This window comes from Actinomadura rudentiformis (assembly GCF_008923185.1).
GTDB lineage: Bacteria > Actinomycetota > Actinomycetes > Streptosporangiales > Streptosporangiaceae > Spirillospora > Spirillospora rudentiformis.
In genome coordinates, this window is record NZ_WBMT01000027.1 from 89,274 (window position 1) to 108,365 (window position 19,092).

20 protein-coding genes are annotated in these 19,092 nt (G+C 70.7%); 16 read left to right on the forward strand and 4 right to left on the reverse strand.

Features of this window, described 5'->3' with window-relative positions:
• The first annotated feature begins 117 nt into the window (after nucleotides 1-117).
• On the forward strand, nucleotides 118-1,590 hold the full coding sequence (locus F8566_RS42970; protein ID WP_151568988.1) for a sugar porter family MFS transporter: 1,473 nt from the start codon (nucleotides 118-120) through the stop codon (nucleotides 1,588-1,590).
• On the opposite strand, the gene F8566_RS42975 is transcribed toward F8566_RS42970, so the two are convergent.
• Nucleotides 1,574-1,903, reverse strand: coding sequence for a hypothetical protein (locus F8566_RS42975; protein ID WP_151568990.1), 330 nt, complete (start codon nucleotides 1,901-1,903; stop codon nucleotides 1,574-1,576). The genes F8566_RS42970 and F8566_RS42975 overlap by 17 nt on opposite strands.
• 283 nt (nucleotides 1,904-2,186) lie before the next feature.
• Between F8566_RS42975 and thrS the strand changes: the two genes are divergently transcribed.
• A complete protein-coding gene (thrS, locus tag F8566_RS42980) occupies nucleotides 2,187-4,163 on the forward strand; it encodes a threonine--tRNA ligase (RefSeq protein WP_151568992.1) in 1,977 nt (658 codons plus the stop codon).
• A 190-nt stretch (nucleotides 4,164-4,353) separates the two neighbouring features.
• Nucleotides 4,354-4,968, forward strand: a complete 615-nt coding sequence (locus F8566_RS42985; RefSeq protein WP_151568994.1) for a hypothetical protein — start codon at nucleotides 4,354-4,356, stop codon at nucleotides 4,966-4,968.
• A 98-nt stretch (nucleotides 4,969-5,066) separates the two neighbouring features.
• Here the strand turns inward: F8566_RS42985 and F8566_RS42990 are convergent, their stop codons facing one another.
• Nucleotides 5,067-5,684: an Asp23/Gls24 family envelope stress response protein gene (locus F8566_RS42990; RefSeq protein WP_151568996.1), complete on the reverse strand. Its 618-nt coding sequence runs from the start codon at nucleotides 5,682-5,684 to the stop codon at nucleotides 5,067-5,069.
• A 178-nt stretch (nucleotides 5,685-5,862) separates the two neighbouring features.
• Here F8566_RS42990 and F8566_RS42995 point away from each other — a divergent pair, with 178 nt between their 5' ends.
• Nucleotides 5,863-6,495, forward strand: coding sequence for an HIT family protein (locus F8566_RS42995; RefSeq protein WP_404800398.1), 633 nt, complete (start codon nucleotides 5,863-5,865; stop codon nucleotides 6,493-6,495).
• 61 nt (nucleotides 6,496-6,556) lie between these two features.
• Here the strand turns inward: F8566_RS42995 and F8566_RS43000 are convergent, their stop codons facing one another.
• Both F8566_RS43000 and F8566_RS43005 read right to left on the reverse strand, forming a co-directional pair.
• On the reverse strand, nucleotides 6,557-7,390 hold the full coding sequence (locus F8566_RS43000) for a polysaccharide deacetylase family protein (RefSeq protein ID WP_151568998.1): 834 nt from the start codon (nucleotides 7,388-7,390) through the stop codon (nucleotides 6,557-6,559).
• Between the two features lie 133 nt (nucleotides 7,391-7,523).
• Nucleotides 7,524-9,689, reverse strand: coding sequence for an elongation factor G-like protein EF-G2 (locus F8566_RS43005; protein ID WP_151569000.1), 2,166 nt, complete (start codon nucleotides 9,687-9,689; stop codon nucleotides 7,524-7,526).
• A gap of 401 nt (nucleotides 9,690-10,090) precedes the next feature.
• Here F8566_RS43005 and pgsA point away from each other — a divergent pair, with 401 nt between their 5' ends.
• The 12 genes from pgsA to ruvA all read left to right on the forward strand — a co-directional run bounded on the left by pgsA (nucleotide 10,091) and on the right by ruvA (nucleotide 19,091).
• Nucleotides 10,091-10,747 carry a phosphatidylinositol phosphate synthase gene (gene pgsA, locus F8566_RS43010; protein ID WP_151569001.1) on the forward strand — a complete coding sequence of 219 codons (657 nt, stop codon included), beginning with the start codon at nucleotides 10,091-10,093 and terminating at the stop codon, nucleotides 10,745-10,747.
• Nucleotides 10,744-11,661 (forward strand): phosphatidylinositol mannoside acyltransferase, encoded by a 918-nt coding sequence (locus F8566_RS43015; RefSeq protein ID WP_151569003.1) that lies wholly within the window; start codon nucleotides 10,744-10,746, stop codon nucleotides 11,659-11,661. The genes pgsA and F8566_RS43015 overlap by 4 nt, the downstream gene beginning before the upstream one ends.
• Complete coding sequence (locus tag F8566_RS43020) at nucleotides 11,658-12,821, forward strand: glycosyltransferase family 4 protein (RefSeq protein ID WP_151569005.1); 1,164 nt, start codon at nucleotides 11,658-11,660, stop codon at nucleotides 12,819-12,821. Before F8566_RS43015 ends, F8566_RS43020 begins: the two co-directional genes overlap by 4 nt.
• A 12-nt stretch (nucleotides 12,822-12,833) precedes the next feature.
• The gene (locus F8566_RS43025) at nucleotides 12,834-13,370 is read left to right on the forward strand and encodes a LemA family protein (protein WP_151569007.1); all 537 of its coding nucleotides are present in this window, start codon (nucleotides 12,834-12,836) and stop codon (nucleotides 13,368-13,370) included.
• An 81-nt stretch (nucleotides 13,371-13,451) separates the two neighbouring features.
• The gene (locus F8566_RS43030; RefSeq protein WP_151569009.1) at nucleotides 13,452-14,489 is read left to right on the forward strand and encodes a DUF3048 domain-containing protein; all 1,038 of its coding nucleotides are present in this window, start codon (nucleotides 13,452-13,454) and stop codon (nucleotides 14,487-14,489) included.
• Nucleotides 14,490-14,584: 95 nt separating this feature from the next.
• Nucleotides 14,585-15,508: a pyridoxal 5'-phosphate synthase lyase subunit PdxS gene (gene pdxS, locus F8566_RS43035; RefSeq protein ID WP_151569011.1), complete on the forward strand. Its 924-nt coding sequence runs from the start codon at nucleotides 14,585-14,587 to the stop codon at nucleotides 15,506-15,508.
• 163 nt (nucleotides 15,509-15,671) lie between these two features.
• Nucleotides 15,672-16,286, forward strand: a complete 615-nt coding sequence (locus F8566_RS43040; RefSeq protein WP_151569013.1) for a DUF6928 family protein — start codon at nucleotides 15,672-15,674, stop codon at nucleotides 16,284-16,286.
• Nucleotides 16,287-16,369: 83 nt separating this feature from the next.
• Nucleotides 16,370-16,990 carry a pyridoxal 5'-phosphate synthase glutaminase subunit PdxT gene (gene pdxT / locus F8566_RS43045; protein ID WP_151569015.1) on the forward strand — a complete coding sequence of 207 codons (621 nt, stop codon included), beginning with the start codon at nucleotides 16,370-16,372 and terminating at the stop codon, nucleotides 16,988-16,990.
• A gap of 3 nt (nucleotides 16,991-16,993) precedes the next feature.
• Nucleotides 16,994-17,746: a YebC/PmpR family DNA-binding transcriptional regulator gene (locus tag F8566_RS43050; protein ID WP_151569017.1), complete on the forward strand. Its 753-nt coding sequence runs from the start codon at nucleotides 16,994-16,996 to the stop codon at nucleotides 17,744-17,746.
• A 3-nt stretch (nucleotides 17,747-17,749) separates the two neighbouring features.
• Nucleotides 17,750-17,920 (forward strand): hypothetical protein, encoded by a 171-nt coding sequence (locus tag F8566_RS50500; RefSeq protein WP_192810154.1) that lies wholly within the window; start codon nucleotides 17,750-17,752, stop codon nucleotides 17,918-17,920.
• Between the two features lie 38 nt (nucleotides 17,921-17,958).
• Nucleotides 17,959-18,492 carry a crossover junction endodeoxyribonuclease RuvC gene (gene ruvC / locus F8566_RS43055; protein WP_151569019.1) on the forward strand — a complete coding sequence of 178 codons (534 nt, stop codon included), beginning with the start codon at nucleotides 17,959-17,961 and terminating at the stop codon, nucleotides 18,490-18,492.
• Nucleotides 18,489-19,091, forward strand: a complete 603-nt coding sequence (gene ruvA / locus F8566_RS43060) for a Holliday junction branch migration protein RuvA (protein ID WP_151569021.1) — start codon at nucleotides 18,489-18,491, stop codon at nucleotides 19,089-19,091. The genes ruvC and ruvA overlap by 4 nt, the downstream gene beginning before the upstream one ends.
• The last annotated feature ends 1 nt before the right edge of the window (nucleotide 19,092 follow it).

The window sequence follows — 19,092 nt, forward strand, 5'->3', positions numbered from 1 at the left end:
GAACCCTGAGTATCACCGCTGACCAGCCCCTGTCCGGCTGCCGTACCGGCGCGGGCGGAACAGCGGTGTGTAACCGGCCGATCGCATAACGTCCCCCCGGCGGGGAAGATCAGGAGCATGGCTCTCGGGGGGAGCGGCGACCCGCCGCGGCAGGCACACCCGCCCGGTTCGGCGGCGACCGCCCTGTTGCTGGCGGGCGCGGCGGCGCTCGGCGGGTTCCTGTTCGGCTACGACTCATCGGTGATCAACGGCACGGTCGACGCCCTCCGGGCCCAGTTCCAGCTGAGCCCGGTCGTCGTGGGCCTCGTCGTGTCGGCGGCCCTGCTGGGCTGTGCGGCCGGGGCCTGGTGCGCCGGCCCGATCTCGGATCGGATGGGCCGCGTCCGCGTGATGCAGATCGCGGCGATGTTGTTCGTGGTCAGCTCGCTCGGATCCGCGCTGGCGTTCAACGCGTGGGACCTGACGTTCTGGCGGGTGGTCGGCGGGCTGGCCGTCGGCGCGGCATCTGTGATCGCACCGGCCTACATCGCCGAGATCTCCCCGGCCGACCTGCGCGGCAGGCTCGGCTCCCTGCAGCAGATGGCGATCGTGCTCGGCATCTTCGCCGCGCTGGTCGTCGACTACGTCATCGTGCGCGTGTCCCACGGCGGTGCCGGCGGTGACTTCCCGTGGGGCGGCACGGCCTGGCGGTGGATGTTCGCCAGCGCGATCGTCCCGGCCGTGATGTACGGGGTCATCGCGACGAGGATCCCCGAGTCGCCGCGCTACCTGGTCAAGAAGAGGCAGCTCGACAGGGCCCGCCAGGTGCTGGCCAAGGTCATGAACCGCGGCGACGTGGACGTCAAGCTGGGCGAGATCGTCCGCTCCCTCGCCAGTGACCGGCCGGTGCACCTGCGCGACCTGCGCGGCTCGCGCCTCGGCCTGCTGCCGATCGTCTGGGTGGGCATCCTGCTGTCGGTGTTCCAGCAGTTCGCCGGCATCAACGTGATCTTCTACTACTCGTCGTCGTTGTGGCGGGCGGTGGGCTTCAGCGAGAACGACGCCATGCTCACCTCGGTGATCAATTCGGTCGTCAACGTGGTGTCCACACTGGTGGCGATCGCGCTGATCGACAAGATCGGCCGCAGGCCGCTGCTGCTGGCGGGCGCGGCGGGCATGGCGATCATGCTCGGGATCATGACGCTCTGCTTCGCCACCGCCCCGGTCGTGAACGGCGAGCCCCATCTCGGCGGCGTCGCCGGGACCACCGCGCTGGTCGCCGCCAACCTCTACGTGGTCGCGTTCGCCGCCACCTGGGGCCCGGTGGTGTGGGTGATGCTCGGCGAGATGTTCACCAACGTCATCCGCGCCTCCGCGCTGGCCGTGGCGGCCGCCGCCCAGTGGATCGCCAACTGGATGATCACCACGACCTTCCCTGGTCTGTCCGGAGTCTCGCTCGGCCTGGCCTACGGCCTCTACACCGCGTTCGCGCTGCTGGCGTTCTTCTTCGTACTGAGGAACGTGCCGGAGACCAAGGGACGCGAGCTGGAGGACATGGACGCTCTGCAGACGAGGAGTGCTCCCACTCGTGAGGTCACCGGGCGAGTGTGACGTCGGTGCCGCGCCTGCGGGCGATGGCGTGGGTGCGCTGGGCCTCCGCGGACAGCTGGGCGCGGCGGGCGGGGTCCAGCGCCGGGCCGGCCAGCGCGGCGGCCACGTTGACCAGGCGGTACGGCGGTCCCCGGTCGATGAACGTCGGCGGCACGCCGGGCGGTGCGACGGGTCCCGCCGACGGCGGCGCGGCCGGAATGCCGAGGCCCGCCCCGTTCCCGGCGGGCCGGGGGCCGACCTGCCCGGGGCCTCCGCATCCCGAGAGGACGGCGGCGACAGCCGTCACCGCGGCGGCTGCTGGCAGAAAGCGCACGGAGCGGGAGGCTAGGCGTGCGTGAGGGCGCCGGCGCGCTGAATCGCCGTGCGGTTGCCGAGTCTTTACGGCTATCATCGAGGCATGGCGGCTGTTCTCGAGACGACGACGCCGGGTCGCTCCCGGCGCCGCTGCCGCCTGTCCTGACGTACGCACGCGGTGAGGCCCCGGGAGTTCTTCCCCGGGGCCTTCTCCGTTTGCCCAGGGCCTCGACTCGATAGCATCACATCCGTTCACCATCAGAACCCGTCCAGCCCACATCACCATCACGAGGAGAGAACCCGTGTCCACCGTGTCTGAGCTGCGCATCACCCTCGACGGAAGCGAGCGAGTGGTGCCCGCAGGCACGACCGCCGGGGAGGCCCTCCAGGCGGACGGCCGGAACGTCATCGCCGCCCGCGTCGGCGGCGAGCTGCGCGACCTTGCCTACGAGGTGCGCGACGGCGACGCGATCGAGCCGGTCGAGATCGGCTCCGGCGACGGCCGCGCGATCATGCGCCACTCGGCCGCGCACGTGATGGCCCAGGCCGTCCAGGAGCTGTTCCCCGACGCCAAGCTGGGCATCGGCCCGCCCGTCGAGAACGGCTTCTACTACGACTTCGACGTCGCGGAGCCGTTCACCCCCGACGATCTCAAGCGCATCGAGAAGCGCATGCGCGAGATCGTCAAGCAGGGGCAGCGGTTCTCCCGGCGCCCGGTCTCCGACGAGGCCGCCCGCGAGGAGCTGGCCGGCGAGCCCTACAAGCTGGAGCTGATCGGGCTCAAGGGCAACGCGAGCTCCGATGACGGCGCCGATGTGGAAGTGGGCGCCGGCGAGCTCACCATCTACGACAACCTCGACGCCAAGAGCGGCGACCTGCGGTGGAAGGACCTGTGCCGCGGGCCGCACGTGCCCACCACCCGCGTCATCCCGGCGTTCAAGCTGATGCGCACCGGCGGCGCCTACTGGCGGGGCAGCGAGAAGAACCCGCAGCTCCAGCGGATCTACGGCACCGCATGGGAGTCCCGGGAGAAGCAGGACGAATACCTCAAGTTCCTGGAGGAGGCCGAGAAGCGCGACCACCGCAAACTCGGCGCCGAGCTCGACCTGTTCTCGTTCCCCAACCAGATCGGCAGCGGGCTTGCGGTCTTCCACCCCAAGGGCGGCGTCGTCCGCAAGGTGATGGAGGACTACTCGCGCCGGCGGCACGAGGAGGAGGGCTACGAGTTCGTCAACACCCCCCACATCACCAAGGGCGACCTCTTCGAGACCTCCGGGCACCTCGGCTGGTACAAGGACGACATGTTCCCGCCGATGGAGGTCGACGGGGGCGACTACTACCTCAAGCCGATGAACTGCCCGATGCACAACCTGATCTTCGACGCGCGCGGGCGGTCCTACCGGGAGCTGCCGCTGCGGATGTTCGAGTTCGGCAGCGTCTACCGGTTCGAGAAGTCGGGCGTCGTGCACGGCCTCACCCGCGTGCGCGGCATGACCCAGGACGACGCGCACATCTACTGCACCAAGGAGCAGATGGGCGACGAGATCAAGTCGCTGCTGTCCTTCGTGCTGGGGCTGCTGCGCGACTACGGGCTCAACGAGTTCTACCTGGAGCTGTCCACCCGGGACGAGTCGGAGAAGTTCATCGGTGAGGACGCCGACTGGGAGGAGGCGACCGCCGCGCTGAAGCAGGCCGCCGAGGAGTCGGGCCTCGACCTGGTGGACGACCCGGGCGGCGCCGCGTTCTACGGCCCGAAGATCTCCGTGCAGGCCAAGGACGCGATCGGGCGGACCTGGCAGCTGTCCACCATCCAGGTGGACTTCAACCAGCCCAAGCGGTTCGGGCTGGAGTACCAGGCCGCCGACGGCACCCGGCAGCAGCCGGTCATGATCCACCGGGCGCTCTTCGGCTCGATCGAGCGGTTCTTCGGCGTGCTGCTGGAGCACTACGCGGGCGCCATGCCGCCGTGGCTCTCGCCGGTGCAGGCGGTCGGCATCCCGATCGGCGACGCGCACGTGCCGCATCTGGACAAGATCGCGGCCAGGCTGCGGGAGCAGGGCATCCGGGTCGAGGTCGACGCGTCCTCGGACCGCATGCAGAAGAAGATCCGCAACGCGCAGAAGCAGAAGATCCCGTTCATGCTGCTCGCCGGCGACGACGACGTCGCCAAGGACGCGGTGTCGTTCCGCTACCGCAGCGGCGACCAGAAGAACGGTGTGCCGATCGACGAGGCGGTCGCCGAGATCGTCAAGGCGGTCGAGGCCCGCGTCCAGATTTGACGCGACGCCCCATCTGACGCGACGCCCTGGCGGGGGCCCGGTTCCGGACATCCGGACCGGGCCCCGTCCGCGTGCGCGTGCGCGTGCGCGGGGAGCCCACCGGACGCCGCCGGATGCGGCCGCGCGGACGTGGACCGCCGGGCGAGTTGGTAGCCTCAACGGTCAATTGTCACAACCGGGGAGAATGCGGATGGGGTCCACGAGGCCGCGCGGAAGGCCGCGGTCGGCCTGGAGCCGGGTCTTCGGCTACGGGGGCTCGGCCGCCCTCGTCGTGGCCGCGATCGTGGTCCTGCTCATGCCGCTGCTGGACCAGGAGCGCGCGGGCTCGACCACCACCGGAGGGCAGGCTGCGGGCACGCAGGCGCCCTCGTCCGGGCAGATCCCTCCGGCCGGTGATCCCGCGGCCCCCGGCCGGCAGCCCGACCCCGGGCAGCCCCAGCAGAACCAGTCCACCGGACGCTCCTATCCCGGAGAACAGGGCCCCGGGCAGCAGGGCGGCGGGCCGCCGTTGCCGGGCACCGGCGGCGGCACCGGCACGATCACCTGGTGTCCCGTCGGCACCGCGCTCTACCGGCAGGTCGGCGGCGCCCTCGAGGTCGACGTGAAGGTCGCCGGCAACGGCTTCGTCCGCGCCGAGGTGACCGTGCGGGGCGGCCGCACCTCCTCCCAGCAGACCACCGTCAAGGGCGGCCGGCTGCACACCTTCAAGTTCGGCGGTGTCTCCGTCGCGGCCGTGCAGCGGGTCAAGATCACCACGTTCACCGGGCTGGCGACGGAGAACTGCTACGCCAGCCCCGGCGGGTGACGCTCGGAAACCGCTTGGTATCGGCGTGTCGTCTGTCTAGAGTGCGTGTCCAGTCGTCGGGGTCGTTCCTGTGGGCGGGAGGGGAACGACCCCGATCCCTACTTCCGGCCGGAGCCCTGCGCCTGGCCGGGTCCCCGGCCGGAGCCCTCGGCGGGCTTCTGGACATCCTCGACCGAGACGTTGACCGCGGTGACCCGCATCCCCAGCATCAGCCCGACCACCCGGGCCACGTTGCTCTGAACGACCTTGGCCACCTCCATGATCACGCTGCCGTACTCCACGACCAGGCCGAGGTCCAGGGACACCGTGTTCTCGTGCATGTGGACCCGGACGCCCCGGCTGCCCGGCCCGGTGCCCAGCCGGCCGTCCTCACCGGGCTCGATCCGCCCCCTCAGCGTGGCCACTCCGTCGACCTCCAGGGCGGCCAGCGTGGCGATCTTCTCGATGATCTCGTCGTCGATGGTGATGCGGCCCTCGGCCTCGCGCTGCTGCGAATGCCGGCCGCCCGCGATCTGCGCGGGCACCAGCGGCGGTGCGGAGGGCGGCACCGCCCCGGGCGTTGGCGGCGGGGCCCCGGGCGTTGGCGGCGCAGCCCCGGGCGTCGACGGCGGGGCCTGAGCCTGCCCTGTCGGGCCCGGAAAGAACGGCATGGACCGGACCTCGGGGCGCGGGCCGTCCCCGCCGTTCCCCGGATAGCCCTTGTCGAGGTCGGTCATCGATTCCCCCCACGGGTCGATTGTGTGTCCATGATCTCGAGATGTCGCCCGGGGCGCCAGGAAAAGTCCGGTACGTCGAGGGCGCCACGCCGGAGCCCGCCGGGGATCCCGACTTCAGGCCATCCGGCTTCTCTCTCTATGCTGCTGGTCAGGCCGTGAACAAAAGGAGAGCGCCGCCTTGAGCGTAGAGCCGGAGGAGCCCGGGATGGAGGAGGCGCGCGACGACGCGCCCGAGTCGGGTGCCCAGAACGCACACCAGCCCTCTATCGAGGAAGAACGGGGTGGCGCGGGCGTACCCGACAATTTCCAGCGGCTCTGGACTCCCCACCGGATGGCCTACATCAAGGGCGAGGGAAAGCCGACCGGAGCGGGATCAGGAGACGGGTGCCCGTTCTGCGAGATCCCCGAGATGACCGATGACGAAGGGCTCATCGTGGCCCGGGGGCGCTCGGTCTACGCGGTGCTCAACCTCTACCCGTACAACTCCGGCCATCTCATGGTCGTGCCCTTCCGGCACGTGGCCGACTACACCGAGCTGGACGGCGCCGAGTGCGCCGAGCTCGCCATGTTCACCCAGCAGGCCCTTACGGCGCTGCGCAAGGCCAGCGGCGCCCAGGGCTTCAACGTCGGCATGAATCTCGGCCAGGTGGCGGGCGCGGGGATCGCCGCCCATCTGCACCAGCACGTCGTGCCGCGCTGGGGCGGCGACACCAACTTCATGCCGGTCGTGGGCCACACCAAGGTGCTGCCGCAGCTGCTGCGCGACACCCGCCAGATGCTCGCCGACGCCTGGCCGCACGAACACCTGTGAGCACGAGGGCCACACCGAAGGGGCGCTACCAGGGGGCGCTACCAGGGGCGCTCGGCAGGTACTACGGGCGCTTGGCAGGCCCGGGCTGTGCCCCCGCTTCGATGAGCTCGGAGACGGTGACGAACTCGAAACCCTTGGCGCGCAGGCCCCGGATCATGGGCACGAGATTCTTCAGGGCGACGAGGCGATCGGGCTTGCCGGTGTCGTGGGCGAGCACGATGGTGCCGGGCCTGGTGTTGTTGACGATGTAGTCGACCAGCTGCGGGGGGTTCTTCTCGTACGTCTTCTCCAGCATCTTGATCGACCAGATCGTCACGTCGTAGCCGAGCTGGCCTGCGGCGCTCAGCGTGGTGCCGCCGAGCTGGCCGAAGGGCGGCCGCAGATGCCGCGCCTCCTTGCCGGTGATCTTCTTGATCGCGGCGTGGGCCCGGTGGATCTGGCGGTGGGCCTGGTCGTGGGTCAGGAGGGACAGGTCCTTGTGCTGCCAGGTGTGGTTGCCCGCCTCATGCCGCGCCATCCGGCCGTGCACGAGCCGGGCGTTCGCCAGCAGGCGCTCGCCCACCATGAAGAACGTGGCCTTGACCTTCTCCGCGTCGAGGACGTCGTGGACCATGGGCGTCCAGTCGGGCATCGGGCCGTCGTCGAACGTGAGGGCCACCAGCCTCTGGTCGGTGTCCACCGACCAGGTCACGTCGACGTGACCGCGGGCCGGGCGCCAGTAACCGGCGCTCGGGATCGCCATCGCCGACGCCGGGGTCTCCGCCGGCAGGCCCGCCACGACGGCCGCGCCCCCGGCGGCGCCTGCCGCGAGGCCGCCCGCCGCGATGCCGAAACTCTTGATCACCCCGCGGCGTCCCGGCAGCGCGGGCGCCTCGTCTTCCCCCGTGTTCGTCATAGCGAACGTAAGAATGACACACGCCGGGAGCGGTTCCGTCCGACGGACGGGTGAACCGCGATCACTCTCAAGGATGAGCCGCCGGCACCGGAATCGCCCGGTACCGGCGGCCCGATCGGGTCCGGTCTCCCTGTCAGTCGTCCTTGGACTCCGCGGCGACCTTGTCGGCCAGATGCGACGGGAGCGGCTCGTACCGCAGGAACGTGCGGCTGAAGGTCCCGGTGCCCTGGGACATCGAGCGCAGGTCGATCGCGTATCGGATGATCTCCAGCTGCGGCACCTCCGCCTTGATCATCGTGCGGCCGCCGGGGATGCTCTCCGAGCCGAGGACGCGGCCGCGGCGCGAGGTCAGGTCGGACATCACCGGGCCCACGTAGTCGTCCGACACCAGCACGGCGACCTCGTCGACCGGTTCCAGGAGCAGGACGGGCACCTTGGCGGCGGCGTCCTTGAGCGCGAGGGCGCCGGCGGCCTGGAAGGCCATGTCGGAGGAGTCCACCGAGTGGGCCTTGCCGTCGCGCAGCGTGACCTTGATGTCGACCAGCGGGTAGCCCGAGGCGACACCGCGGCTCATCTGCTGCTTGATCCCCTTCTCGACGGACGGGATGAACTGCCGCGGGATCACACCGCCGACGATCTTGTCGACGAATTCGAAGCCCTCGCCGGACGCCAGCGGCTCGATGTCGACGTGGCAGATGCCGTACTGGCCGTGCCCACCGCTCTGCTTCACGTGCCGGCCGAGCCCCTTGGCGGAGCCGCCGAACGTCTCCCGCAGCGGAACGCGCAGGTCGACCCGTTCGACCTCCACGCCGTAGCGGGTGCGGAGCCGGTCGATCAGCACGTCGGCGTGGGCCTCGCCCATGCACCACAGGACCAGCTGGCGGGTCTCAGAGTTGTTCTCCAGCCGCAGCGTCGGGTCCTCGGCCACCAACCGGCCGAGCGCCTGGCTGAGCTTGTCCTCATCGGCCTTGGAGTGCGCGCGGATCGCCACCGGCAGCAGCGGGTCCGGCATGGACCAGGGCGCCATCAGCAGGGGGTTGCCCGGATCGGAGAGCGTGTCGCCGGACTCGGCCCGGCTGAGCTTGGCGACCGCGCAGATGTCGCCGGCCCGGCACGCGGAGATCGTCCGCTGCGTCTTCCCGAGCGGCGAGGTGAGGGCGCCCACGCGCTCGTCCACGTCGTGGTCCTCATGCCCGCGGTCCTCCAGGCCGTGGCCGGAGACGTGCACCACGGTGTCGGGCCGCAGCGTGCCGGAGAACACGCGGACCAGCGAGATCCGGCCGACGTACGGGTCGGACGTCGTCTTCACGACCTCGGCGACGAGCGGCCCCTCCGGATCGCACTCGATGTTCTTGGGAGGGCCTCCGGTCACGGCGGTGACGGGCGGGATGCCGTGTTCGAGGGGGGACGGGAAGGCCTGGGTGATGACCTCCAGCAGCTCCTGGATGCCGATGACCGGGCCGGGGTGGTCGCCGTGCGGCACGGAGGTGGCCAGCACCGGGTAGAACGAGCCGCGCGCGACGGCCGTCTCCAGGTCCTCGATGAGCGCCTTGACGTCGATGTCCTCACCGGCCAGATACCGGTCCATGAGGCCCTCGTCCTCGCTCTCCTGGATGATCCCCTCGATGAGCGCGCCGCGCTGCTCCTCGATCTGGCCCAGGAAGGAGGGATCCGGGGCGCATTCGACGCGTTCCCCGGAGGAGTAGTCGAAGCAGCGCTGGGTGAGCAGGCCGATCAGGCCCTTGAGCTCGTCGCCCGCCCCGACCGGGAAGTAGCAGGGGAGCACGCCTTCGCCGAAGACGTCCTGGCAGGTGAGCACCACGTCGTCGAAGTCACCCCGCTGCTGGTCGATCTTGGTGATGACGACCGCGCGCGGCATGCCGACCGCGGCGCACTCCTCCCAGAGCAGCCTGGTGAGGCCGTCGATGCCGTCCACCGCGGAGATGACGAACAGCGCCGCGTCGGCGGCGCGCAGCCCGGCTCGCAGGTCGCCCACGAAGTCGGCGTAGCCGGGGGTGTCGATGAGATTGACCTTGACGTCCCCGTGCATGAACGGGGCAAGGGCCAGGTTGACCGAGCGTTGCTGGCGCACCTCGACCTCGTCGAAGTCGCTGACCGTCGAGCCGTCCTCGACGCGCCCGGGCCGCTGGATCGTACCGGTCGCACTGAGCAGGGCCTCGACGAGCGTGGTCTTTCCCGCGCCCGAATGGCCGACCAGCGCGACGTTGCGAACCCTGTCGGGCCGGCCGGCCTCCGGTGCCCTGCCGGCGGCTCCCGGGTGGCCTCCTCTGTCCGCCATGACTACCTCCTCGGACGGGCCCGACGGGTGCGGGCCCGCGTGCAGTTGGAGCCCGGCCCTCTGGGCCAGGCCCTCCGTCCGAGTGCGGCGCGGTGGCGGCCCCTCCTTCCGAACGGCGTCGTCCGACGGGCGGAGTACGCCCGACGTGCGTGACCGGCGTCACACCCGTGTTCAACACCTTTTCCCGGGACGGCCAGGATCACAAGGGGTGAGTTTCAAGTGATGGTCATCTCTTTCCGGGCGAACCAGGATCAGTGCCCCGCCTTCACCACCTGTGCTGACCACGCCCACTACGATGGGCGCGCTGTGTCGCCCTGTCCCCCGCGTCGTCGCGGTGGCGGCCGCGGGCACACCCTCATACGGCGCACACCCCTCAAGGGAATTCACGAGAACGGACGGCGATGCTCAACAAACTGCGGCCCGCGCTGGGACGCGTCCTGACCCCCATCGGACAGGCGGTCGCGCGGACCGGGGTCTCGCCCAACGCCATCACCGTCATCGGCACCATCGGGGTGGCCGTCGGAGCGCTCGGTTTCTTCCCCCGCGGTGCGTTCTTCTGGGGCACGATGGTGATCACCGCGTTCGTGCTGTTCGACATGCTGGACGGCGCGGTCGCCCGGGTCACCGGCAAGATCTCCAAGTTCGGCGCGTTCCTGGACTCCACGATGGACCGGGTCGCGGACGCGGCGATCTTCTCCGGGCTGATGATCGGGCTCTACCGCGACGACCGGGAGGTGCTGGCGGCGGTCGCGCTCTACTGCCTCGTGTCGGGTGTCGTCGTCTCGTACGCCAAGGCCCGCGCCGAGGGGCTGGGCTACACCTGCAACGTGGGCATCGCCGAACGCGCCGAACGGCTCATCGTCGCGCTCGTGGCGGCCGGATTCGACGGCCTGGGCGTGCCCTACATCCTGGCGCTTGCGCTCTGGGCCCTGGCCGTCCTCAGCACGGTCACCGTCGGCCAGCGCTTCGCCACCGTCTACCAGCAGGCACGGGACTCCGAGAAGCCCTCCGGGCCCCCCGCACAGAACCACGAGTCCTCAGCCGGGTCACCCGCATGAACGTGCCCCTGCGGGACGAGGTGATGGACGCCGCCTACGCCATGGGCTGGACGGTCGTCCGCAAGATGCCTGAGCGCGTCGCCCGGGCGGCGTTCGCGGCGCTCGCGGATCGCACCTGGCACCAGCACGGCGCGGGCGTCAAGCAGCTGGAGAAGAACCTCTGCCGCGTCCTTGGCAAGGACGCGGTCGACGACGAAGTGCGGATCCTGAGCAAGCGGGTGATGCGTTCGTACTTCCGCTACTGGCTGGAGGTCTTCCGGCTGCCGGAATACGACAAGGAGCGCATCCTGGGCCGGATGCGCGTGACCGGCCACGAGAAGCTCTTCGCCACGCTCGACTCCGGCCGCGGGGCCATCCTGGCGCTGCCGCACATGGGCAACTACGAGCAGGCCGGGGCATGGCTCGTGCACAGCGGCTACCCGTTCACCACGGTGGCCGAAAGGCTGAAGCCCGAGTCCCTTTTCGACCGTTTCGTAGAATTCCGCGAGAGCCTGGGTATGGAGGTACTGCCGCACAAGGGCGCTTCCGCGTTCGGGCGGATGGCCCAGCGGCTCCGCGGCGGCCGGCCGGTCTGCCTGGTCGTCGACCGTGACCTGACCGACAAGGGCATCGATGTCGAGTTCTTCGGTTCGACGGCCCGGATGCCCGCCGTGTCGGCGGCGCTGGCGATCCAGACGGGAGCCGCCCTGTTCCCGGTGACCCTGTGGTACGAGGGCGACTACTGGGGAGCGCGGGTCCATGAGGAGATCCCCGTTCCCGCCCAGGGCGTCAGACAGGAGATGATCCAGGTCATGACCCAGGAGCTCGCGCGCGCCTTCCAAGAGGGGATCGCCGCGCATCCCGAAGACTGGCACATGCTGCAGAAGGTGTGGGTGGCGGACCTGCCCGCGGCCGCGGCGGGGGACGGCCGGTGAGGGTCGGGATCGTCTGTCCCTACACCTGGAACGTCCCCGGCGGCGTCCAGCAGCACATCCGCGACCTGGCAGAGGCGCTGATCGGCTTCGGCCACCAGGTGTCAGTGATCACACCGGCCGACGACGACGAGCGGCTGCCGCCGTACGCGGTGTCGGCGGGGCGCGCGGTGCCGGTGCCCTACAACGGGTCGGTGGCGCGGCTGGCGTTCGGCTTCCTGTCGGCGGGCCGGGTTCGGCGGTGGATCAACGAGGGCCGGTTCGACGTTCTGCACGTGCACGAGCCCGCGGCGCCGTCGCTGGGCATCCTGGCCTGCTGGGCGGCCGACGGCCCGATCGTGGGCACCTTCCACGCCTCGTACGAGAAGTCGCGGGTGGTCTCGGTCACCGCGCCCATCCTGCAGAGCGCGCTGGAGAAGATCACCGGCCGGATCGCGGTGTCCGAGGCCGCGCGCACGACCCTTGTCGAGCATCTCGGCGGTGACGCGGTCCTGATCCCCAACGGCGTGGCCACCGAGCGCTATGCCATGGCAGAGCCGCTGGACGGGTGGCCTGGTCGCGGCGACGGCGACCAGAGCAGGGCGGGCGGCGGAACGCTCGGATTCCTCGGCCGGATGGACGAGCCGCGCAAGGGCCTGCAGGTGCTGCTGCGCGCGTTCGAGACCCTCGGCCGCGAACGTCCCGGCCTGCGGCTGCTGATCGCGGGACCGGGCGACGCCGACGACGCGATCGCCAAGGTGTCGCCGGAGCTGCGCGACCGGGTCATGGTGCTGGGGATGGTGAGCGAGGAGGACAAGATCCGCGCCTACCACTCCGTGGACGTCTTCGTGGCGCCCAACGTGGGCGGCGAGAGCTTCGGCATCGTGCTCGCCGAGGCCATGTCGGCGGGCGCGCCGATCCTGGCCAGCGACATCGAGGCGTTCGACCGGGTTCTGCTGGGCGGCCGGGCCGGGGCATTGTTCCCGGTCGGCGAGCATGCGGCGCTCGCCACGGCGGCGGGGGAGCTGCTGGACGACCCGGCGCGGCGCAAGCACCTGTCGGCGGAGGCGCGCGCGGCGGTCCGCGCCTACGACTGGTCGGCGGTGGCGCGCGACGTGCTGCGGGTGTACGAGACGGTCGCCCTAGGCGGTTCCGGCGTTGTCGAGTCCGGCGTCGGGGCCTGAGGGGTGGTCTGAATGTTCCCCGACTGGATCGTCGACGTGCTGTTCTGGGTCGCCGTCCTCTTCCTGATCGGCGTGTACGTCTCCTGGCGTGCGACCCGGCTGGACCGGCTGCACGTGCGGGTGGAGACCGCCCGCGCCGCGCTCGACGCGGCGCTGGTGCGCCGGGCGGCCGTCTCCCTGGAGCTGGCCGCCTCGCATCTGCTGGATCCGGCGACCAGCCTGGTCCTGGCCACCGCCGCCCACGAGGCCCGCACCGCCGACGCCGACAACCGGGAGTTCGCCGAGAGCGACCTGTCGCGGGCGCTGCGGGCGGTGGTCGACCAGCCCGACTTCGCGGCCACCCTGGAGGCCAAGGGCGACGGGCAGGACGTCCTGGAGGAGCTGGGCGCCGCGGCCGCCAAGGTGGCCTACGCGCGCCGCTTCTACAACGACGCGGTCTCCGCCGCCCGGATCGCCCGGCGCAAGCTGCTGATCAGGGTGCTGCCGCTGGCGGGCCGGGCGCCCCTGCCGGGCTTCTTCGAGATCGACGACGACCCGCCACGACTCTGAACCGATCAACCCCCGGGCCGAGTATGTCTTGACGTTCACGAGAATTCGCTAACCTCTGGCGGGTCACCAGAGAAGGGGTGAATGGTGCGAAACGCATGGAACGGGATTGTCCATGGGAGGACGGCGGCGCTGCTCGGGGTGATCGCGCTCGGCGGCTCGCTCGCGGGTTGCTCCGGCTCGGACAAGCCCGCGAAGGCCGCGCCGCCCGGCACTCCCGGTGCCGCCCCGTCCAGCGCGAGCCCGCCGCCCACCACCCATCCCTTCACCGGCGGCAGGTCCGGGCTGAAGAACCCGGTGCTGGCCGTGAAGATCGAGAACACCCGCAACGCCATGCCGCAGAGCGGCGTCTCGGCCGCCGACATCGTCTACATCGAGCAGGTCGAGGGCGGTGAGACGCGTCTCATGGCGGTCTACTCGTCCAAGCTGCCCCGCCGGGTGGGCCCGGTCCGCAGCGCGCGCATCTCCGACATGCACATCCTGCCGCAGTTCGGCAGGCCGGCCTTCGCCTTCTCCGGCGTCCAGCCGAAGATGAAGAAGTACATCCGCAAGTCGCCGGTCTACGACATCTCGCAGGACAACGGCGGCAGCTCCTACGTCCGCTGGGGGCCGAAGCCGATCCCCTACAACCTCTACGCCGACCCCAAGGATCTGCTGAAGCAGGCGCCGAAGGCCACCGGGCCGCGTGACATCGGCTTCCGGTTCGGCCCGGCGCCCGCCGGGGGCAGGCCCATGAAGTCGTTCACCGCCAGGTGGCCCGCTGTCCGGATGGGCTTCACCTGGTCGGCGAAGCAGAAGCGCTGGCTGGCCTCGTACAACGGCAGCCCCGACGTGGCGCGCGAGGGCGGCCGGCTCGGCGGGCAGACCGTCGTCATCCAGTACGCCAAGACCGGGCGGTCGCAGTTCCGCGACGTGCTCGGCGCGTACACCCCGTTGATCAAGACCACCGGGACCGGCAGGGCCCTGGTCCTGCGCGACGGCAAGGCCTACGACGCCAAGTGGTCACGGCCGTCGGAGGAGAAGGGCACGACCTTCACCACCGCCGACGGCAAGCCGATGACCTTCGCCCCCGGCCAGGTCTGGGTCGCGCTGGTCAACGACGGCAAGCCCTACATGCCGTAAGGCGCCGATCCCTGTTGCTGACACTGTGCCGGGTCGAGACGGGGTGAGAGCAGGCAATATCATGGAAGTTGTCCCGTCGTACGCTCATGTGAGGAATGCCCGTGTCCACTTCCAGTCCCGCTCCCGACAACACCGCGCCCGCGACCGGGACTGCCCGGGTCAAGCGCGGCATGGCGGAGATGCTCAAGGGCGGCGTGATCATGGACGTCGTCACGCCCGAGCAGGCCAAGATCGCTGAGGACGCCGGGGCGGTCGCCGTCATGGCGCTGGAGCGGGTGCCCGCCGACATCCGCGCCGAGGGCGGCATCTCCCGGATGAGCGACCCCGACATGATCGAGGGCATCATCGGCGCCGTCTCGATCCCGGTCATGGCCAAGGCCCGCATCGGCCACTTCGTCGAGGCCCAGGTGCTGCAGGCCCTCGGCGTCGACTACGTCGACGAGTCCGAGGTGCTGACCCCGGCCGACTACGCCAACCACATCGACAAGTGGGCCTTCACCGTGCCGTTCGTCTGCGGCGCCACCAACCTCGGCGAGGCCCTGCGCCGCATCACCGAGGGCGCCGCGATGATCCGCTCCAAGGGCGAGGCCGGCACCGGCGACGTCTCCAACGCCACCACCCACATGCGCCAGATCCGCGGCGAGATCCGGCGGCTGCAGTCGCTGCCCGAGGACGAGCTGTTCGTGGCCGCCAAGGAGCTGCAGGCCCCGTACGAGCTGGTCAAGGAGGTGGCGCAGGCGGGCAAGCTGCCGGTCGTGATGTTCACCGCCGGTGGCATCGCCACCCCGGCCGACGCGGCGATGATGATGCAGCTGGGCGCCGAGGGCGTGTTCGTCGGCTCGGGCATCTTCAAGTCCGGCAACCCCGCGCAGCGCGCCGAGGCCATCGTCAAGGCCACGACGTTCCACGACGACCCGGACGTGATCGCCAAGGTGTCGCGCGGCCTGGGCGACGCGATGGTCGGCATCAACGTCGCCTCGCTGGGCGAAGACCAGAAGTTCGCGCACCGCGGCTGGTAGTCGCGGCGGCAGGCAGGGCTGATGGAGTGGGAGACCATCCGATCCGGTGACCGGGTGGTTACTTTTCGCTGCCCCTCCACAGCCGCCATTTGAGGGATTACGCTGGCCGCGGCCGGATCGAGGGGCGGGCGGGCCCGTCGGGCGGTCGCGGGAGGGGACGAGCATGGGGTGGTCCGTTGCGCTCGCCTGCGCGAGCGAGGGCGAGCCGGGCAAGGTGTTCAGGCCGGGACTGGTGGCAGACCCGGAGGCGGCGGCGAGCATGGCGCGCGGGCTCTATCCGGCGGCCTCCCTCGTGGAGACCGGCGACACCGTGCTGGACTTCGCGCTCTGGCCGTACGAGGACGAGCTGTTCGTGGGCGTGTTCGACCGTGCCCTGCTGCTGTGCGACCGGCGCCTGTTCTGCCTGGACGACGACGCCCGCCGGATCGCCGACACGGCCGCCGCGGCCCTGCCGGGGGCCAACTGCGGCGTGCTCGTGCTGCACAGCGTGATCTCCGGGTGCTGGTTCCGCTGGTACGAGGCGGGCGAGCTGCGCCGGGACGTGTTCGTCACCGCCGAGGACGGCGTGGTCCTCGACCAGGGGCCCCGGCTGCCCGCCGAACGCCCCTTCTGGAAGGCGATCGACGAGGGCGCCGACGACGTGCCCCTGCCGTTCGACCCGGAGCAGTTCGGCCTCGCGCTCGCCGAGCGGCACATGTTCGGCCGCCACCTGGCCGAGCGCGGACCCGACGGTTTCCTGCCGATGGAGCTCCCTCTGCGCCGTTTCAAGCTCGGCTAGGGAAGATCTGGCAGGTGCCGGGGCGTTGTAAGGAGCGTCTAGGGTTGTGAACGGCCCCCCGACTCCCCGGAAGGTTTCCACTGGTGACTGCTGTGCCCGAGATCGGCGTGCTCGCTCTGCAGGGTGACGTGCGTGAGCACGCGCGGGCCCTGGAGGCGGCGGGGGTGCGCACCCGCCCGGTCCGCCGGCCCGAGGAGCTCGAACGCGTCGACGCGCTGGTCCTGCCCGGCGGCGAGTCCACCACGATGTGGAAGCTGGCCCGCGCCTTCGACCTGCTCGACCCGCTGCGCAAACGCATCGAGGCCGGCATGCCCGCGTACGGATCGTGCGCCGGCATGATCATGCTGGCCGACCGGATCCGGGACGGCATCGAAGGCCAGGAGACCGTCGGCGGCATCGACATGACGGTGCGCCGGAACGCCTTCGGCCGCCAGGTCGACTCGTTCGAGTCCGACGTGCGGCTCAGCGGCATCGGCGACGCCCCCTACCACGCTGTTTTCATCCGGGCCCCGTGGGTCGAGTCGGTCGGCGCCGGCGTCGAGGTGCTCGGCCGCGCCGAGACCGGTTCCAACGCCGGTAGGATCGTCGCCGTCCGTCAGGGCCGTCTCATGGCGACCGCTTTCCACCCGGAGCTGACGGGCGACTTCCGCGTGCACCACTACTTCGCCGATCTGGTGCGCCGGGCGACGGAGCAGGAGGATTGACAGATGTCCGGCCATTCCAAATGGGCGACGACCAAGCACAAGAAGGCGGCCCTCGACGCCAAGCGGGGCAAGCTCTTCGCCAAGCTGATCAAGAACATCGAGGTGGCGGCCCGCACCGGCGGCGGTGACCCCGAGGCCAACCCGACGCTGTACGACGCCATCTACAAGGCGAAGAAGAGCTCGGTCCCCAACGACAACATCGAGCGCGCGCGCAAGCGCGGCGCCGGTGAGGAGGCGGGCGGCGCCGACTGGCAGACCATCATGTACGAGGGCTACGCGCCCGGCGGGGTCGCGGTGCTCATCGAGTGCCTCACCGACAACCGCAACCGCGCCGCCTCCGAGGTCCGCGTCGGGCTCACCCGCAACGGCGGTTCCCTGGCCGACCCGGGCTCGGTGTCGTACATGTTCAACCGCAAGGGCGTCGTGATCGTGCCCAAGGAGGGCACCGACGAGGACGACGTGATGATGGCCGTCCTCGACGCCGGCGCGGAGGAGGTCAACGACCTGGGCGAGAGCTTCGAGGTCGTCTGCGAGGCCGGTGACCTGGTCGCCGTCCGCACCGCCCTCAAGGACGCGGGCATCGACTACGACTCGGCGGAGAGCAAGTTCCTGCCGACCATGTCGGTGCCGCTCGACGAGGACAACGCCCGCAAGGTGTTCCGCCTGCTGGACGCGCTGGAGGACAGCGACGACGTCCAGGAGGTCTACGCCAACTTCGACGTCTCCGACGAAGTCATGGAAAAGATCGACGCCTAGGTCATGGCTCTGGTGGCCTGGCCCGGCTTCCGAGATCTCCTCGGGGGCCGGGCCTTCGTCGTTTCCGGGCGGGATACGGTCTGGATCACCGAAATCCGCGTGTTCGACGACCTCGACCTGGCCGGCCGGGACACGGGGCGTGGGTTGCGGGACGATGTCATGCTGTTTCGGTAGCGTTGGCGGTGCCGAACAAATGATCGAAGGGGTGGGCCGTGCGGGTGCTGGGAGTGGACCCGGGGCTCACCAGATGCGGTGTCGGCGTCGTGGAGGGCGCGCCTGGCAAGGCGCTCCGGCTGGTGTGCGTGGACGTCATCCGGACCAGCCCGGACGACGACATCGCCGCCCGGCTGCTCGGCATCGAAACCGGCCTTGAGGCCCTGCTGGACGAGATGCGGCCGGACGCCGTCGCGGTCGAACGCGTGTTCGCCCAGCACAACGTGCGCACGGTGATGGGCACCGCGCAGGCCGCAGGCATCGCCATGGTCTGCGCCGCCCGGCGCGGCATCCCGGTCGCCATGCACACCCCCAGCGAGGCCAAGGCCGCCATCACCGGCAACGGGCGCGCCGACAAGGCCCAGGTGACCGCGATGGTCACCCGCCTGCTGCGCCTGGACGCCCCTCCCAAACCCGCCGACGCCGCCGACGCGCTTGCGCTGGCCATCTGCCACGTGTGGCGCGGCGGCGCCCAGGCCCGGATCAACGCGGCCCGGCTGGCCGCGCGTACGACAGGAAGGACCACAGGGTGATCGCCTTCGTCAGCGGCCGGGTGGCCGCCGCCGGACCAGACGGAGCCGTGGTGGACGTCGGCGGGGTCGGCTTCGCCGTGCAGTGCACGCCCGCCACGCTCGCCGGGCTGCGGGTCGGCGACCAGGCTCAGGTGCCGACCTCCCTGGTCGTCCGCGAGGACTCGCTGACGCTCTTCGGCTTCGCGGACGAGGACGAGCGGTCGGTGTTCGAGCTCCTCCAGACCGCGAGCGGCGTGGGCCCCAGACTGGCGCTGGCCATGCTCGCCGTGCACACGCCCAACGCCCTGCGGCGGGCCGTGTCCACCGAGGACTTGACCGCGCTCACCAAGGTCCCCGGCATCGGCAAGAAGGGCGCCCAGCGCATCGTCCTCGAACTCCGGGACCGCCTGGGCGGGCCGATCGGCGATGCCGACGACGTCCGCGTGCCCGTCCGCACCGAGATCTGGCGCGAGCAGGTCCAGGCCGGTCTGATCAACCTCGGCTGGTCGGCCAAGGACGCCGACGCGGCCGTGGACGCCGTCGCCGCCGATCTCGATGGCGGCGAGACCCCGCCGGTCCCGGCCTTGCTCAAGGCCGCGCTCAAGAAGCTGAGCAAGTAGT

Coding starts and splice junctions, on each gene's coding strand:
- F8566_RS43050 (WP_151569017.1), top strand. CDS start 16,994: ATGTCCGGCCATTCCAAATGGGCGACGACCAAGCACAAGAAGGCGGCC.
- F8566_RS43030 (WP_151569009.1), top strand. CDS start 13,452: ATGGTGCGAAACGCATGGAACGGGATTGTCCATGGGAGGACGGCGGCG.
- F8566_RS50500 (WP_192810154.1), top strand. CDS start 17,750: ATGGCTCTGGTGGCCTGGCCCGGCTTCCGAGATCTCCTCGGGGGCCGG.
- F8566_RS42985 (WP_151568994.1), top strand. CDS start 4,354: ATGGGGTCCACGAGGCCGCGCGGAAGGCCGCGGTCGGCCTGGAGCCGG.
- pgsA (WP_151569001.1), top strand. CDS start 10,091: ATGCTCAACAAACTGCGGCCCGCGCTGGGACGCGTCCTGACCCCCATC.
- F8566_RS42990 (WP_151568996.1), bottom strand. CDS start 5,684: ATGACCGACCTCGACAAGGGCTATCCGGGGAACGGCGGGGACGGCCCG.
- pdxS (WP_151569011.1), top strand. CDS start 14,585: ATGCCCGTGTCCACTTCCAGTCCCGCTCCCGACAACACCGCGCCCGCG.
- F8566_RS43040 (WP_151569013.1), top strand. CDS start 15,672: ATGGGGTGGTCCGTTGCGCTCGCCTGCGCGAGCGAGGGCGAGCCGGGC.
- F8566_RS43000 (WP_151568998.1), bottom strand. CDS start 7,390: ATGACGAACACGGGGGAAGACGAGGCGCCCGCGCTGCCGGGACGCCGC.
- F8566_RS43015 (WP_151569003.1), top strand. CDS start 10,744: ATGAACGTGCCCCTGCGGGACGAGGTGATGGACGCCGCCTACGCCATG.
- F8566_RS43005 (WP_151569000.1), bottom strand. CDS start 9,689: ATGGCGGACAGAGGAGGCCACCCGGGAGCCGCCGGCAGGGCACCGGAG.
- F8566_RS43025 (WP_151569007.1), top strand. CDS start 12,834: ATGTTCCCCGACTGGATCGTCGACGTGCTGTTCTGGGTCGCCGTCCTC.
- F8566_RS42970 (WP_151568988.1), top strand. CDS start 118: ATGGCTCTCGGGGGGAGCGGCGACCCGCCGCGGCAGGCACACCCGCCC.